Annotated in this window: 17 protein-coding genes; 2 read left to right on the top strand and 15 right to left on the bottom strand. The window is 55.9% G+C overall.

From position 1 onward, the window contains the following. Nucleotides 1–22: 22 nt before the first annotated feature. Together dinG and rhlB are read right to left on the bottom strand one after the other, a co-directional pair. Nucleotides 23–2152 carry an ATP-dependent DNA helicase DinG gene (gene dinG, locus RZA33_RS08285; RefSeq protein ID WP_317507374.1) on the bottom strand — a complete coding sequence of 710 codons (2130 nt, stop codon included), beginning with the start codon at nt 2150–2152 and terminating at the stop codon, nt 23–25. 5 nt (nt 2153–2157) lie between these two features. After that, entirely contained in the window at nt 2158–3432 is a 1275-nt protein-coding gene (gene rhlB, locus RZA33_RS08280) for an ATP-dependent RNA helicase RhlB (protein WP_317507373.1), read from the bottom strand. A gap of 145 nt (nt 3433–3577) precedes the next feature. Between rhlB and RZA33_RS08275 the strand changes: the two genes are divergently transcribed. Then, entirely contained in the window at nt 3578–3835 is a 258-nt protein-coding gene (locus tag RZA33_RS08275) for a hypothetical protein (protein WP_317507372.1), read from the top strand. Further along, nucleotides 3835–4665: an exodeoxyribonuclease III gene (gene xthA, locus RZA33_RS08270; RefSeq protein WP_317507371.1), complete on the top strand. Its 831-nt coding sequence runs from the start codon at nt 3835–3837 to the stop codon at nt 4663–4665. Before RZA33_RS08275 ends, xthA begins: the two co-directional genes overlap by 1 nt. A gap of 11 nt (nt 4666–4676) precedes the next feature. Here xthA and RZA33_RS08265 read toward each other — a convergent pair whose 3' ends face one another. The 13 genes from RZA33_RS08265 to RZA33_RS08205 form a co-directional block, all read right to left on the bottom strand. Then, nucleotides 4677–5756, bottom strand: a complete 1080-nt coding sequence (locus RZA33_RS08265; RefSeq protein ID WP_317507370.1) for a hypothetical protein — start codon at nt 5754–5756, stop codon at nt 4677–4679. Between the two features lie 4 nt (nt 5757–5760). Then, complete coding sequence (locus tag RZA33_RS08260) at nt 5761–6525, bottom strand: TonB family protein (protein WP_317507369.1); 765 nt, start codon at nt 6523–6525, stop codon at nt 5761–5763. Then, on the bottom strand, nt 6522–6929 hold the full coding sequence (locus RZA33_RS08255; protein ID WP_317507368.1) for a biopolymer transporter ExbD: 408 nt from the start codon (nt 6927–6929) through the stop codon (nt 6522–6524). The genes RZA33_RS08260 and RZA33_RS08255 overlap by 4 nt, the downstream gene beginning before the upstream one ends. After that, on the bottom strand, nt 6922–7464 hold the full coding sequence (locus RZA33_RS08250; protein WP_317507367.1) for a MotA/TolQ/ExbB proton channel family protein: 543 nt from the start codon (nt 7462–7464) through the stop codon (nt 6922–6924). The genes RZA33_RS08255 and RZA33_RS08250 overlap by 8 nt, the downstream gene beginning before the upstream one ends. A gap of 1 nt (nt 7465) precedes the next feature. Next, a complete protein-coding gene (locus tag RZA33_RS08245; RefSeq protein WP_317507366.1) occupies nt 7466–8824 on the bottom strand; it encodes a MotA/TolQ/ExbB proton channel family protein in 1359 nt (452 codons plus the stop codon). Next, nucleotides 8821–9603, bottom strand: a complete 783-nt coding sequence (locus RZA33_RS08240) for a DUF3450 domain-containing protein (RefSeq protein ID WP_317507365.1) — start codon at nt 9601–9603, stop codon at nt 8821–8823. The genes RZA33_RS08245 and RZA33_RS08240 overlap by 4 nt, the downstream gene beginning before the upstream one ends. Nucleotides 9604–9812: 209 nt before the next feature. Next, nucleotides 9813–10214, bottom strand: coding sequence for an NUDIX domain-containing protein (locus RZA33_RS08235; RefSeq protein WP_317507364.1), 402 nt, complete (start codon nt 10212–10214; stop codon nt 9813–9815). Nucleotides 10215–10278: 64 nt separating this feature from the next. Beyond that, the gene (nrdF, locus tag RZA33_RS08230) at nt 10279–11250 is read right to left on the bottom strand and encodes a class 1b ribonucleoside-diphosphate reductase subunit beta (protein WP_317507363.1); all 972 of its coding nucleotides are present in this window, start codon (nt 11248–11250) and stop codon (nt 10279–10281) included. A 118-nt stretch (nt 11251–11368) separates the two neighbouring features. Beyond that, nucleotides 11369–13474, bottom strand: a complete 2106-nt coding sequence (gene nrdE / locus RZA33_RS08225; RefSeq protein WP_416337854.1) for a class 1b ribonucleoside-diphosphate reductase subunit alpha — start codon at nt 13472–13474, stop codon at nt 11369–11371. Nucleotides 13475–13539: 65 nt separating this feature from the next. Beyond that, the gene (nrdI, locus tag RZA33_RS08220) at nt 13540–13989 is read right to left on the bottom strand and encodes a class Ib ribonucleoside-diphosphate reductase assembly flavoprotein NrdI (protein ID WP_317507361.1); all 450 of its coding nucleotides are present in this window, start codon (nt 13987–13989) and stop codon (nt 13540–13542) included. Between the two features lie 9 nt (nt 13990–13998). Then, the gene (gene nrdH / locus RZA33_RS08215) at nt 13999–14220 is read right to left on the bottom strand and encodes a glutaredoxin-like protein NrdH (RefSeq protein WP_096280553.1); all 222 of its coding nucleotides are present in this window, start codon (nt 14218–14220) and stop codon (nt 13999–14001) included. Between the two features lie 249 nt (nt 14221–14469). Further along, on the bottom strand, nt 14470–15081 hold the full coding sequence (locus RZA33_RS08210) for a superoxide dismutase (protein ID WP_317507360.1): 612 nt from the start codon (nt 15079–15081) through the stop codon (nt 14470–14472). Between the two features lie 201 nt (nt 15082–15282). Further along, nucleotides 15283–16209 (bottom strand): electron transfer flavoprotein subunit alpha/FixB family protein, encoded by a 927-nt coding sequence (locus tag RZA33_RS08205; protein WP_317507359.1) that lies wholly within the window; start codon nt 16207–16209, stop codon nt 15283–15285. Nucleotides 16210–16228: the final 19 nt, after the last annotated feature.

Here is a 16228-nt window from a genome sequence, read left to right as displayed (position 1 = left end):
ATCCCAGACCACCGAATAATCGCTAGCAACTAATTTCGCGCCGAAACGGTGGCAGTGCATCCAGCAGTGCTTGCCCGTAGCGGCGGGTAATCACCCGCTTATCCAGCAAGGTGATCGTCCCGCGATCACTCTCTTTACGAATCAAGCGCCCGCAAGCTTGCACCAGCTTAATAGACGCATCGGGCACGCTAATGCGCATAAACGCATTGCCGCCCTGACTCTCTATCCACTCCGCCAACGTAGCACCCACCGGGTCGTCGGGTACCGCAAAAGGTAGCCGCGTTATCACCACGTGCGTCAAATAGTCGCCGGGTAGATCGATCCCCTCGGCAAAGCTCGCTAGGCCAAAGATAATACTACCCTCACCCCTGTCCACCGCCGCCCGATGGCGCTCGATCAATTCACGCTTGGGCAGCGCATCCTGAGCGAGCACGCGCGCCTTCACCGCCGCTGGCAAGACTTTATCAACCGCACGCAGCTGGGCACGGGAAGAGAACAGCACCAGCGCCGCCTCTTTGTCGGCCAACTGCGTAACAAAGGTGACAATCGCCTGCTCATGGGCTTCCCGGTCACCAGGGTCGGTGGCCTCTTTAGGTACGCGCAACACCGCATTGGCATAATCAAACGGGCTTGGCAGCGCCTGATAGCGATAGCGATTGGCCAGTCCTGCACGCTCTTGCAGGCGCTCGAAGCGCCCCAGCGCGGTCAAAGTTGCTGAGGTAACCACCGCCCCATGGCAGCGACCCCATAAGTGCTTGGCAAGCGTGTGCGCCGCTGACACTGGGCTGGCTGAAAACTCAACTTCTGGCTCCCCGGCCACACGGCTCAGGGTGATCCAGCGGGCGCTGGGCGCTTCATTGGCTACATCCTGCTCGCTAAATGCCTGCCACAATGCATGCGCCTCTAAGGCCCGCCCATGTAGCAGCGCAACCAAGGGTAGCCAGGCTTCGGCCTGTTCGCGATCTAAGCCGGTCTGCTTATCAGGATCAAGGCTTTCGCGCAGAATATCACTGATACTTTCGAGACAACGCGACATAGAGGCAAACATCATTAACAGCTGCTGCGCCTGTTCACGCAGGGCATCGGGGACTTGGCCCTTCTCAAAGCGCAATTGGTGAGTAGCTTCTTCGTCAGCCAAACCATTCGGGCGCCCTGCTAACTGGTGCCCCACGCTAAACACATCGCCCAGCGCGGGTTCCAAGCCCTGAATCAACTCTGGAAGGCTTACCAGCAGGCGCGCCACCGTAGGCTGAATGGCCAACGCTTGATGCAAGTCGGTCAAACTGCTTTTTAGTGTTTTCAACCAGCGCAAGCAGCCGTGCACCGCAAAGCGGTGGGCAAAGTGGGAAAGCGCTTTCTCGGGCAGGTGGTGGCCTTCGTCAAACACAAAAATGCAGTCCGCCGGGTCGGGCAGAATTGCGCCGCCGCCCAAGGCCAAGTCAGCCAGGACAAGGTCGTGATTGGCGACAATCACATCAGCGTTTTCAAGCTCGCGACGAGAGCGAAAAAACGCGCAGGCACCAAAGTGCCCGCAGCGCCGCCCCGTGCACTGGCGATGGTCAACCGTTAGCCGCCGCCAGTGGGCATCATCAATCGCCTCGGGCCAGTTATCGCGATCCCCCTCCCATTCGCCCTGACCGTAAGCTTGCGCCATATCGCTGGCAATCACGTTGAAGTCGCTACTTTGAGTCTGCAGCGACTGCTCAAACAGCGACAGCGTGGGGTTGGGTTCACTGCCTTCGAGCGCCTGATCCAGGCGCGCCACGCACACATAGCGGCCACGCCCTTTGGCTAACGCGTAGCGAAAGGCTATGCCGCTGTGACTGGCCAGCGAGGGTAAATCCTGATTGAGCACCTGCTCTTGCAGAGCAACCGTAGCCGTGGAAATAATCAACCGTTTGCCGCGCGCTTTAGCGATTGGCAAAGCGGCAATCAAATAAGCCAGCGTTTTACCCGTGCCAGTGCCCGCTTCGAGCACACAGACATGGGTATCACTGGTTCGCTTACCCTCGCCGTCGCTTTCTATGTTACCCAGCGTCCGGGCGATTTCGGCAATCATCATGCGCTGACCGTAGCGCGGGGTCAGCTCAAGTGTGTCCACCACGCGACGGTAAGCGTCTTGAATCTCGCTTTTGAGGGCTGTATCAAGCATGTGGCTTAAAGCATACCTTCCGGCGGATGCACGCAGGGCAACTTGTCGTTGATATAACGCTCGATTTCAGGCAGCGAGAAGGCATCTTCTTCACCGACAAAGCTGATCGACACACCCTTGGCGCCAGCTCGACCGGTACGGCCGATACGGTGTACATAGTCTTCTGGGTCTTCGGGCAGGGTGTAATTGATGACGTGGCTAACGTCTTCAATATGAATGCCACGGCCAGCAACGTCGGTGGCGACCAATACCTGAATATCGCCTTCGCGGAAGCTTTCCAGGGTTTTGATACGCTGGTTCTGCGGCACATCGCCTGAGAGCATCGCAACGCTGACACCGGCCTTTCTAAGCAGGTCATCCAGCTTGCGCACTAAATCGCGACGGTTACCGAAAACCATCACACGCTCGAAGCTTTCCTGTTTGAGCAAGTTAACCAGCAAGCGCTGCTTGTCGTCATCGGACACCAAATACACTCTCTGATCGATATCCGCCTGATTCTCGACGGTCACTTCGATTTCAACGTGGGCAGGATCCTGCGTCCATTGACTGGCAAGGCTTAAGATATCGTCGGTAAAAGTAGCCGAGAAGAGAAAGGTCTGGCGCTCTTCTTTTTTCGGCGTGTAGCGAATAATCTGCTTCACGTCAGGGATAAAGCCCATCGACAACATACGGTCGGCTTCATCTAACACCAGCACTTCAACTTCATTGAGGTCGATATCACGCTTCTGGTGGAAATCCAACAGACGCCCTGGCGTTGCCACCAGAATATCGATTTTGCTGCCCAGGCTTTCACGCTGCTTCTGGTAGTCCATACCGCCGACCACACTGGCCACATTGAGCTGTGTAAAACGCGCTAAGGCTTTGGCGTCTTTTTCAATCTGCAGTGCCAGTTCGCGGGTAGGCGCAATGATCAACGCGCGCGGCGCACCGGGTTTTTGACCCTCCGGCGTGGGCTCTTCCAGGAAGTAGGCCATCACTGATATTAAAAAGGCGGCTGTTTTACCGGTTCCCGTTTGCGCTTTACCGACAATGTCGCCACCCAATAATGTTTGGCGCAACGCCTCAGCCTGAATAGGCGTGCAGTATTCAAACCCTTGGGCATGAATAGCGCGCATCAAAGGTAGCGGCAGGTCAAAGTCATGAAAGCGCCACTTGCCGGCCACGGCAGGCACCTGAAACTGACGAAGATCCCAGTTCGACTGGCGACGACGCGGTTTACGGCGGCGGCGTTTTGGCTTGCGATTCTGGGCCGGGGCTGTGGTCTGTTCCGACTCGCTCATAGGCTATCTATCTGTCCATTGCTGTGGAAGTTGGCATCATGAAGCGCGTATTGTACCAGGGCTTGGCGATAAGAGCGCGTCCTGCTGTCGAAGGAGTCCCAAGGCCTGTTAGAATAGCGTTCAAATTGACGTTAAGGAGCGCGACATGACGCGTAAGAAAAAAACTCGCTCACTGGCCGACAAGGTGACTATTCGTACCGGTCGGCGTAAAGATTATAAAAAGTGGCGCCACGACAACCCTGATCAAGTGGCCCCTTCGCGCCGTTTTGTGGCTAAAAAGCAGCAGCAGCGCAAGCTTCAGGCGGTGAGAAAACTCGCCCGCCAACAAAGCGGTCAGCAAATTGCCATCCACCCGGATAAAAATAACAGCGGCACCGACAAACCTCACGGGGACGATTCGTAATGCGATTGGTTTCGTTCAATATTAACGGCATTCGGGCACGCCTTCACCAGTTACAGGCGCTGATCGACACTCAGCAGCCGGACGTCATTGGCCTGCAGGAAACCAAGGTGCAGGATAGCGAGTTCCCGATCGCCGACGTGGAAGCCATGGGCTACCACGTGTTTTATCATGGCCAGAAAGGCCATTACGGCGTTGCCTTAATGTGCCGCCAAGCACCGCAAGAGGTGTTTTATGGTTTTCCCGACGATGGAGAAGATGCTCAGCGCCGTATGATTGGCGTTCGCCTGTTGGCTAACGATGACAAGGCCGTAACGGTCTGGAACGGCTATTTCCCGCAGGGTGAAAACATCACACACCCGACCAAGTTTCCCTATAAAAAGCATTTTTACGGCCAGTTAGCACGAATGCTTAACGAGCAGTGCCGCCCTGACGAGCGGTTAGCAATCATGGGTGATTTTAACATCTCACCGGAAGATCAGGATATCGGCATCGGCGAGGCCAATCGTAAGCGCTGGCTGCGCGAAGGCAAAACCAGCTTTCAACCCGTCGAGCGCGAATGGCTTGAGGGTATCAAAGCCTGGGGGCTCCACGATAGCTATCGCCTCTGCCACCCTCACAGCGATGACCGTTTTAGTTGGTTTGATTACCGCTCGAAAGGTTTTGATCGTGAGCCCAAGCGCGGTCTGCGTATCGACTACATTCTAGTCACCCAGGCGCTGGCCGAACAGGCTACTGGCGCTGGCATTGATTACGACCTGCGCGGCATGGAACGGCCCTCGGATCATGCGCCTACCTGGAGTGACTTTTCGCTAACCCTTAAAGCAAACTAACTTAACGCAAACTAATAAGTAGGGCTTGACTGAAAACTGGCCAGCCATTGTTCCGCCTTCTCATCGCCTAGCTCAGAGGCGTGGGTAAAGGCTTGTTGGGCTTGCTCATCCTTCCCCCAAGCGTAAGCGAGCTGACCATAAGCACGCCAATCATCGCTGGATTGGGTCGTTACTGCCAAAGCACGCCGGGCATTAAGCGCCTTTTCGACGTCTTTAGCCTGTTGCCAGGCGTTGGCAAGCAAACGCAGATGGGACTCATCGCGGACAATGTCACCCTCACTCAGCGCCTGCTCTAGATGCTCTGCTGCCCTTGCGGGAGTGCCGCCTGCAAGATGGAGTTGGATCAATAGCCAAAAATCCTCCTGCTCGGTTAACTTGCCTAATTGCCACGCTGTCTCCCACAGGCCAGCGGCAACGCCTGGCTGGCCGGCCTGCTGGGCAAGTCCGGCGGCTTGGCGCCATTGGCCTGCATCGCTTTGCACATTCAAGCCATCCAGCAGCCAGCTCAGCGCCTGCTCGCCTTGCCCCGCATTGCGATACACAGCAAGCGCCAGCGCCTGCTGTACTTCGCTTAGCTCTGGGGTCTCATTAAGTGCCTGCTCAAGCCAGTCGGCGGCTTCTTCCCAACGCGCCTGTTGCGCCAGCAGGCGCGTTAACTGCCAGATAGCATCACTGTCTTGCTGATTGGACAACCACTCACTGAGTAACTCAATGGCCTGATCACGCTGGTCAGCCGCACGGCGTAGCATGGCTTCCTCACGTAGCCAGCGAGTTGCTTGAGCGTCATCAACGCCATTTAAACCACGGGCAATCGCCAGCCGATCCGCTGCCGCTGCTGGTTTTTCCTGCCGTGCCAGAGCACCTGCCGCCAGCTGCTGATAAAGCGCGCTGGCCCATTGATCCGATTGATTGCCCGGCTCTAACCGCTGCGCCTGAGCCGTTGCCCGCTCAATCACCTGGCCCAACTGGCCCGCCTGCAACTGGCTCTGCAGCGCCTTGAGATCGGCAATCACATCGCCTTGCAGCGCCGGGTTGGCCTGCGCCGAGAGCGACCAAATGCATAGTAACAAAAACGTTAAAGGACGCTTCATACGGCTACCTCAACTGAAACTCGATCCGCTGGGTGGCATTGCGCAACCGATCACTGGGTTCAAATTGCCACTGGCTAATGGCATCCCGTGCGGCATCGTCAAATACGCGACGCGGCTGGGCATTGGTAATGCGTATAGAAGAACTGTCGACACTGCCGTCGCGACGAATCGTGAACGCCACTTCCACAAAACCCTCCATACCCCGCCGCTGCGCGCGTGGCGGATAGTTTGGGTTGACCCGGCTGGTCGGTGTCGCCTGGCCAACGCTCACCGGTTCGTTAGAGGGCGCGGGCTTAGCCACTGGAGCTGCCTCGCGCTCAGCAGGTTCGCTTGGCTCAGCAGTGGTAGCGGCGGGTGCTGGCTCAACAGGCGTTTCTCGCGGCGGCTCCGGCGCTGGTTCGGGAGTAGGGTCAGGCTGTGGCTCCGGCTCTACTTCGGTAAGCTCAGGGAGTTCACTGTCCATTTCAACCGGTTCAACGGGCTCATCCGGTAGCTCCACCTCCGGTAAACTAATAGTGCTTTCCGCTACCGGGGGCGGCTCGGGTGCAGGCATGGGCGGCGGCGCTTGCTGGGGTGTCGCTTCAACAGGTGCAGGCGTGGGCGCCTCCTGCTCCGGGGCCACCTCCGGCGCATCAACCATCGTCATCGCCATGCTCATGGTCAGCTCTTCGGGCTCCCGCTCAGGGGGTGCCACTAGCTGGGCAAGCAGCCAGAATAAGCCCACCGCCAGCACGACGCCTCCCAATAACGACAGCAGGTGGCGCATCATGACCCACTCCGACTCGCCGCCACCGCTACTTGGTCAACGCCCGCTTCGCGCAGCCGATCCATCACCTCGATTAGCAGGCCGGTAGTGGATTCACGATCCGCCTGAATCACCACCGAGCCATCATCACTCAGCATATCGGCGACCTGTTGGCCGACCCGGTGGGCATCCACGGGACTGCCATCTACCCACACCGCGCCTTCCGGGGAAATCGCCACGAGCACCTGGGCGTCCGGGCGCGGTGTGGCGGCGCTGGATTCCGGCCGCTCAATTTCGACACCGCTCTCTTTAACAAAGCTGGTGGTCACAATAAAGAAAATCAGCATGATAAATACCACATCGAGCATCGGCGTTAGGTTCACCTCATTGCTCTCACCAGTGGCATCCATGGAACGGCGTCTACGCATCACTCTCCTCCAGTGCCCGCGCCAGGCGATCATGCAGCCGCTGGTCTTCGCGACGAATGACATGCTCTAAACGACTAATAAATAATAGCCCTACCACGGCAATCGCCATGCCGGTCAAGGTCGGCAGCGTCGCTCGGGCGACGCCGTCCGCCATAGCGCGGGCTTGATGGGTCTCGCTCAACGACAGGCTATCGAAGACGCTAATCATGCCCGTCACCGTGCCTAACAACCCCAACAATGGACACAACGCGACTAACAACTTTAGCCATGGCAACGGTTTACGTAGCCTAGCGACTAACGCTTGTGCCCACACATGACGCAGCGTGCGAGCGCTCCAGCTGGTGTGGTCGCTGCGCGCCGCCCAGCGGCGCAGCAGTTGTCGCCGGGCTATACGCCAGGTAATGCGGTAATACCACCAGCGCTCCATGGCCATGGCAAACACCAGCACGGCAACCACTGCCAGCACAACCAGCACTACGCCACCCGCTTCAACCAGACGCTCAACGGGCTCGAGCCAAAGAGGAAGAGTGGCCATATTAAGTCACCGCAGGCGTGTGTGTTTGCGTCTGGGACTCAAGGTGGTCGGCCAATGCTGCGCTCGCCTGCCCTTCAATCACATGGGTTAGGTAACGGCTACGGCCCGATAATGCGGTCTGCACAAACAGCAGCGGCACGGCGGTAATCAGACCCAGCACGGTGGTCACCAACGCTTGGCTGATACCGCCCGCCATTAGCTGTGGGTCACCGGTACCAAACACGGTAATGGCCTGAAAAGTCACGATCATACCGGTCACCGTACCCAGCAGACCGAGCAGCGGGGCAATCGCGGCAAGCAGCTTCACCATCGGCTGGCTGCGCTCTAGCTTGGGCAATTCGGCCAATACTGCTTCATCTAGCCGCGCTTCCAGGGCTTCCGGGGTTTGATGCTTATCCATGCCTTCAAAGCGCAGTAAAACCCGCCCCAGGGGGTTATTGGTCCGCAGCTGGTCGAGGGATTGCCGCTGGCGATTAACGCGCAGACTGACCAGAATCAGATAGCCGTATTGGCCCAGGCCGATAATCAGACCTAGAATACCCAGCGCCACGACCACATAGCCAACGTACCCGCCCTGCTGAAAACGCTCCCATAGGCTGGGCTGCTGCGCCAAGGCGTTGAGTACGCTTCCCTGGGTGGGATCCACCGCAAGCACGTTGCTTTCGCCTTGGTAGTAATCTGCCAGCAACCCGCCAATGGCATCGGGGGTGCGCGGCAAAACCACGAGGTTGCCGTCATTTTCACCGCGCTCTAAAAGCTCGTTCTCGGTAAAGGCCGCAAAATCGCCCAGTCGAACCAGCTCGCGGGTGGCTACCTCGCCGCTGGCGTCCGCCACCGGCATTGAAAGCCGCTCAGCACGACCAGTGCGCGCGGTTAGCGTCGCCAAGCGGTCTACCACGTTTTCCAACTGATGGCGCTCAAGTACTTCCACATCATCTAAGCGCGGCGGCAGCGATTCTTCTTCGAGAGTAAGCAAGCTCTCTTCACCCAGCGCATTGCGAATCTCAGAGCTATGACGAGCAAGATTACTCAACAGCCCCGAAAGCGCTTCGCCCTGCTCTGCTTGGCGCGCATTCAGCTCGCTGGCTTGCTCGGCTTGCTCGGCCTGCTGTTCCTCTAGCGCCTCTTGCTGCTGCTGGGCCTCTTCATGCTCAGCGCGGGCCTGCTCCAGCGCGGCCTCTAAAGCTTGCTGATCATCCAGGAAGCTCATTAGCCGCTGCTGGTCACGCAACTCTGCGGCCTCTCGGGCTTCGCGCAGCGACGTTGCGCTTTCAGTTTGCGCCATTGATACGCCACTGATCGCTACCAGCCCCAATACAACGCAGGCATAACAAAGTTGACGGAGAGTTGGTCGACTCATGGTTGCTCTCCCTGCAAGTCATTGGCACTAATCGAGAGCGGCAAAGTGAGTAGATCCGGGGCGCGCTGATCGTCTGCCATGCGCAACCCACTTCGCACTTCACGCAGATACTCGTCATCCAGCGGCTGCCATGCGCCGTTCTCAGCGCTCCACACACCGCCCTCACGACCATCGGGGGTTAGGTAGTAAAAGCCGATACGCCCGATGCGCAAGAAATCCACTTCGCGCTCGCGGCCATCTTGACGTAAACGCCCTCGCCAGCTATCCATTTCCTGTCCATAATCAAGTTCAACGCGCCACGCTTCGAGCAGTCCATTAATACGCTCAATAGTGTTTTGCCCCTGCTCATCTGGCTGACGCTCAACCCGCGCCAACCGCTCATCGCGCAGAAAGGGCAAGTCATGCTCAATCCATTGGCTCAACTGCGCAAACATATTTTGCTCGATCACGGGCAGCGCTGAGCGCGTCTCGTCGAGGGTATCCAACGCCGTCGCCAGGCGCTGCTGGCGCTCGGCCTCTTCCGCTAAGCGCCCCGTCAGTGAGGCGTTGTCAGCCTTCAACTGCCGGGTTTCACGTTCCAGTCGGCGCAACGCTTCCAACTGCTCACGGGTTTGCTCATCGGCAGCATCAATCTGCGCTTGAAGCGCTGCCTGGGTTTGCTGGGCTTCGACACTTTCGGCCGCTTGAGCCACTGCTTGTTCACTTGCCATCAGCGTGCCACTGGCCAGCACTGCCGCTAGCCACCATCCACGCAAGGCAAAGAAAGGCCTGTTCAGCACGTCGACTCTCCGTCACTGAGTAGCGGGCGGCGGGCACCGCGCCACTAAAACTAATTGGGTATTAGAACGATTTGCGTTTATCTTTTACGCCGCATAGCCTACCACTAACAGAATAAATGACAATATTTATCATTAGCAATCAATCGATTTGGCCCACCTACTGCGCATAAAAAAAGCGCCAACGGCGCTTTTCATCACAACATTCACGATTAATAATTTACCACCACGCACTCTTTTGTCAGCGGCGCCAGCTGTAACTGCCAAGCCTCTTCACGGGTCACCCATCTTGCTTCAGCGATTTCAGCCGCTGCCTCGACAGACTCGTCGATAACAAGGCTAAACAGGTGCGCTTCGAGCATCATGCCCGGCTCATTGGCAGCGGGGGTGGAGTGTATGCCTAACGGCGAAAGCTGATCGCTATTCACGCTCAAGCCTAACTCCTCTTTCAACTCACGGCACAGCGCCTCTAATGCGGTTTCACCCGCATCGATCTTGCCGCCGGGCTGCATAAAGAAGGACGTATTGTGCTTACGCACTAATAGCAAACGACCATCGGGGTCACTTACTACAGCAGCGGCAATTTTCAATACGTCAGCAGGGCTGTCTGGCATACCTCCTCCTTTATGCACATTTATCGATACCACTAACTCATCTACCACCTACTCAATATTGCTTTTAAAACGCCCAGTCATCGTCTTCGGTGGCGACGGCTTTGCCGATCACGTAGGAAGAGCCGGAGCCGGAGAAGAAATCGTGATTCTCGTCGGCGTTGGGGGAAAGCGCCGCCATGATGGTGGGATCTACATCGGTGACGCTGCTGGGGAACAGTGGCTCGAAGCCAAGGTTCATCAGTGCTTTGTTGGCATTGTAGTGAAGGAATTTTTTCACGTCTTCGCTTAGACCTACCTCGTCATACAGCGACTCGGTGTAGCGCACTTCGTTGTCGTAGAGCTCAAGCAACAATTCGTAGGCGTAATCTTTGACTTCCTGCTGACGCGCAGGCGTCGCTTCTGCCATTGCCTGCTGGAATTTATAGCCAATATAGTAGCCGTGCACCGCTTCGTCGCGAATGATCAGGCGAATCAGGTCGGCGGTGTTGGTTAACTTGGCGTGGCTTGACCAATACATCGGCAGGTAGAAGCCGGAGTAGAACAGAAACGACTCAAGGAAAACGCTGGCGACTTTGCGCATCAGCGGGTCGTCCGAGCGGTAACGCTCTAAAATAAGATGCGATTTTGCCTGCAGCGTAGGATTCTCTTCACTCCAGCGGAAGGCATCATCGACATCGCGCGTGGTGCAGAGTGTCGAGAAAATCGAACTGTAGGAGCGCGCATGCACTGATTCCATAAAGGCGATATTGGTGTAAACCGCTTCTTCATGGGGAGTGCGCGCGTCGTCCATCAATACCGGCGCGCCCACGCTGCTTTGAATCGTATCCAGCAGCGTGAGACCGGTGAACACACGGATCGTCAGCTGCTTTTCTTTCTCGGTCAGCGTATTCCACGACTGAATATCGTTCGACAGCGGCACCTTCTCGGGCAGCCAAAAATTACTGGTTAAACGGTTCCACACTTCCAGGTCTTTATCATCCTGAAGCCGGTTCCAGTTAATCGCATCAACCCGCGATAAACGTTGCATGGTATTCATATCACTCTCTCAAAGCCCGGCTATAAGAGCCGGGCTAGCAAAGCTTGTTTATAAGAGCTTGTTTAAAAAACGAAGGCTCAATAAGGGAGACAAAACATATCGGCAGAAATCAGTGCTATTACAGAGTGCACGACACGCAGCCTTCCACCTCGGTGCCTTCCAGGGCACTTTGACGCAGGCGGATGTAATAAAGCGTTTTAATGCCTTTTTTCCAGGCGTAAATCTGCGCTTTATTGATATCCCGCGTGCTTGCCGTATCAGGGAAGAACAGCGTTAGCGATAAGCCCTGGTCAACGTGTTGCGAGGCTTCCGCGTAGGTGTCGATGATCTTTTCCGGGCCGATTTCGTAAGCGTCCTGGAAGTAGTCAAAATTAGCTTCATCCAGGAAAGGCGCCGGGTAGTAAACACGACCGAGCTTGCCCTCTTTACGAATTTCGATTCTCGCCGCCACCGGGTGAATGCTGGAGGTGGAATTATTGATATAAGAGATCGACCCTGTCGGCGGCACCGCCTGCAGATTACGGTTGTATAAACCATGGGCCATGACCGAGTCTTTTAGCTCTTGCCAATCCTGCTGGGTGGGCAGCGCGATGCCGTTGCGCTCGAACAGCTCACGTACTTTATCGGTGCGCGGCAGCCATGCCTGGTCGGTGTACTTATCGAAGAATGATCCCGAGGCATAGGTAGAATCGGCAAAACCAGCAAAGGTATCGTTGTGCTCAATCGCCAAGCGGTTCGACGCGCGGATCGCATGGAAGGCCACACAGTAGAAGTAAAGATTGGTAAAATCCAAGCCCTCGTCGGAACCGTAGTAGATATGCTCCCGCGCCAGGTAGCCGTGCAGGTTCATCTGGCCCAAACCAATCGCCCGGGACTTGGCATTGCCTTCGGCGATCGAGGGCACGCTGCGCAGGTCGCTCATCTCTGATACGGCGGTAAGGCCGCGAATGGCAATGTCCACGCTGGTGCCGATATCGCCGGCATCCATCACCTTGGCGATGTTCATGGAACCCAGGTTGCAGGAAATGTCCTGACCGATATGACGATAACCTAAGTCATCGTCATACTCGGTCGGCGTGTTGACCTGGAGAATTTCCGAGCACAGGTTGCTCATGTTAATGCGGCCAGCAATCGGGTTGGCGCGATTAACCGTATCTTCAAACATCAGGTAAGGATAGCCCGACTCAAACTGGAGCTCGGCCAGCACCTGGAAAAACGCCCGGGCGTTAATTTTGTGCTTACGGATGCGCGCATCCGCAACCATTTCCTGGTACTTCTCGGTGACGCTGATATCGCCAAACGGGACGCCGTAAACGCGTTCGACATCGTAAGGCGAGAACAGATACATGTCGTCGTTACGCTTGGCGAGTTCAAAGGTAATATCCGGAATAGTCACGCCCAGCGAAAGCGTTTTGATACGGATTTTCTCGTCGGCGTTTTCCCGCTTGGTATCCAAAAAGCGCAGGATATCCGGGTGGTGAGCGTTGAGATACACCGCACCCGCGCCCTGGCGCGCGCCCAGTTGGTTGGCGTAGGAGAAGGCGTCTTCCAGCAGTTTCATAATCGGGATAATGCCCGATGACTGGTTCTCAATGCGCTTGATAGGCGCCCCGGACTCGCGAATATTGCTAAGCAAAAACGCTACGCCACCGCCACGTTTGGAGAGCTGCAGGGCCGAATTAATCGCCCGGCCAATCGACTCCATATTGTCTTCAATACGCAGTAGAAAGCACGACACCAGCTCGCCACGCTGCTGCTTGCCGCAGTTCAAAAAAGTGGGTGTCGCGGGCTGGAAACGGCCACTAATGATTTCATCCACCAGCGACTTCGCTAACGTTTCATCGCCCCGCGCGAGAGTCAACGCGACCATGCAAACGCGGTCTTCGTAGCGCTCTAGATAGCGCTTGCCGTCAAACGTCTTCAGCGTGTAGCTGGTGTAATACTTAAAGGCGCCCAAAAAGCTCGGGAAGCGAAACTTATACGCATAGGCCTGCTCGAACAGCGCCTTGATAAAAGCAAAACTGTACTGGGCCAGCATCTCGGCTTCGTAATACTGCTCTTCGACCAAGTAATCGAGCTTTTCCTCCAGCGAGTGGAAGAACACCGTGTTCTGGTTAACATGCTGTAAAAAGTACTGACGGGCCGCTTCGCGATCTTTATCCAGCTGCAACTCGCCATTGGTACCGTAAAGGTTGAGCATGGCGTTGAGGGCGTGATAGTCCAGAGTGCGCGCCTCAGCCGCTGCTGGCCGTTTCGTTTCTGCCGCCTCTGGGGTGGTGTTTTTAGAGGCTACGTTGTTAGAGACTGAGCTTGTCGTTTCCAAAACTCTTCTACTCCTTTGCGGACGTTGGTCACGTCGTCGTCGGTGCCAAACAGTTCGAATCGATACAGCAGCGGCACGTTGCACTTTTTAGCGATAATGCGGCCAGCTAGGCCATACGCTTCGCCAAAATTTGTATTTCCCGCTGCAATGACCCCCCGCAGGAGGCTCCGATTATGTGTGTCGTTGAGAAAATGGATCACCTGCTTAGGCACCGCACCCTGCTCACTTCCGCCACCATAAGTGGGGGTAACTAAAATATACGGCTGGGTGACACGTGGAGCAGGCGCTTCTCGATTCAGCGGCAGTCGCTTTGCGGCAAAACCAAGTTTTTCTATAAAACGATGGGTATTACCTGATTTAGTAGAGAAGTACACCAACGTGCCGACTTCGGGTGTGGGTGCGCAACTTGCCAGCATTTGGATGACTTATGCCAGCGCTTGAATGCGGTCTGGGCGGAAACCCGACCAGTGATCCTCGCCGACAACGACAACAGGAAGCTGGCGATAGCCCAGCGCTTCGACTTCCTCTTGGGCGCCGGATTCAGCGGTAATATCTATTACCTTGTACTCAAGCCCCTGCTTGTCGAGCGCGCGGTAAGTCGCGGTGCATTGAACACAAGCGGGCTTGCTATAAATTTGGATTTCCATGGCTATTTTCCTTTTCATAGCGGCATTTTTCGGGTAGAGCACATCTAGTGCCCGCCCCCTCTGAAAGATACGATGCATACTATATATAGACCAATGGAAAATCAATTCAAGCATATGTGGTATTTTTTACCCACAGGTTATTGACAGCTAATGCCCTGGGCTATACCCGGCAACAAAAAAACCGCCCACTAAAAAGTGGGCGGTTTTTCACAGCGCCAGCGCTGGCGCCGCTAGCAGTTCATAGCCGTATTAGCTAATTGCTGCTTGGTAACGACGCTCAACGTCTTCCCAATTAACCACGTTGAAGAACGCAGCAATATAGTCAGGGCGCTTATTCTGGTACTTCAGGTAGTAGGCATGCTCCCAAACGTCCAGACCTAGCAGCGGCGTGTTACCGTGCATCAAAGGGCTGTCTTGGTTTAGCGTATTCTCTACCACCAATTTCTTTTCAGGGGTCATGGATAGCCATGCCCAACCGCTGCCGAAACGACCAACGGCGGCTTTCTTGAACTCTTCTTTAAAAGTATCCAGACCACCCAGCTCAGCATCAATTGCTTTGGCAACGTCGCCCTGTGGATTGCCACCGCCATTAGGCGACATCATCTGCCAAAACATGGAGTGGTTGGCATGACCGCCACCGTTGTTGATAACAGCTTGACGCTTGGCCTCTGGAACGCGATCTAGATTGGCGATCAACTCTTCAACAGGTACGTCTTCAAGGCCTGTGCCTTCCAGCGCGGCATTCAGGTTGTTGACGTAAGTTTGATGATGACGAGAATGGTGAATTTCCATCGTCATTGCATCAATGTGTGGTTCGAGAGCGTCATATGCGTACGGCAGTTCGGGTAATGTATGTGCCATATCATCATCTCCTTGAGTGGCTTTCGTTGCTTTCAATTACTTATGTGCGGTCAGTCCGCTACCTTTTCAACCACTGTGGTGGTTTTTCTTACCTTTTGCCCAAGTACTTTAGTCAACTATGAACAGTTTATCTAATCTACCAAAACCTAAAAAGCCGACTTCTGACGAAGTCGGCTTTTTGTTTATCCACCATGTAACCGCTTACAGCTTGCTTTCAAGCTCCGGCAGCAGCTCAAACAAATCGCCCACCAGCCCGTAATCCGCTACCTGAAAGATGGGCGCTTCGTCGTCTTTATTGATCGCAACGATCACCTTGGAGTCCTTCATACCCGCCAGGTGCTGGATGGCGCCTGAGATACCCACGGCAATATACAGGTCCGGCGCGACGATTTTGCCGGTCTGGCCCACCTGCATATCATTGGGTACAAAACCTGCGTCTACGGCAGCGCGAGAAGCGCCAATGGCTGCCCCTAGCTTGTCGGCGATCCCGTCGAGCAGTTTAAAGTTCTCGCCGTTACCCATACCGCGGCCACCGGAAATCACCACCTTGGCACCGCCCAGTTCGGGACGGTCCGATTGGGCTAGGTCTTCGCTGACAAAGCTTGATTGGCTGTTATCAACGACGGTGTCTACCGCCTCAATCGGCGCGCTGCCACCAGCGCCAACCGCGTCAAACCCGGTAGTGCGCACGGTGATCACTTTGAGCGTGTCGTCGCTTTTTACCGTGGCGATGGCACTACCGGCGTAGATAGGCCGCTTAAAGGTATCAGGGCTAACCACGTCAATGATGTCTGAAATCTGGCTCACGTCTTTGAGCGCCGCTAAGCGCGGCAACACGTTTTTACCGTTGGTGGCAGCGCTCGCCAGCACATGGGTGTAGTCATCCGCCAGGGCCACCAGCAATGCGCCCATAGGCTCGGCGAGCTGGTGAGCGTACACGGCATTATCCGCTACGCGCACCTTGCTCACGCCATCGAGCTTGGCAGCGGCATCAGCGGCAGCTTGCACGCCTTCGCCGGCGACCAGCACGTCAATATCACCACCCATCTCTTTAGCCGCCGCTACGACGTGGGCCGTAGCACCCGCCAGTTGTCCTTCATGCAGGTCGGCAAGTACCAAAATGCTCATAAAAATCAGCTCCTTTCAA

The organism is Halovibrio sp. HP20-59, from assembly GCF_033052795.2.
Taxonomy (GTDB): Bacteria; Pseudomonadota; Gammaproteobacteria; order Pseudomonadales; family Halomonadaceae; genus Vreelandella.
Note: the sequence above shows the minus strand (reverse complement) of the source record. Positions and strands in the feature narration are given on the sequence as shown.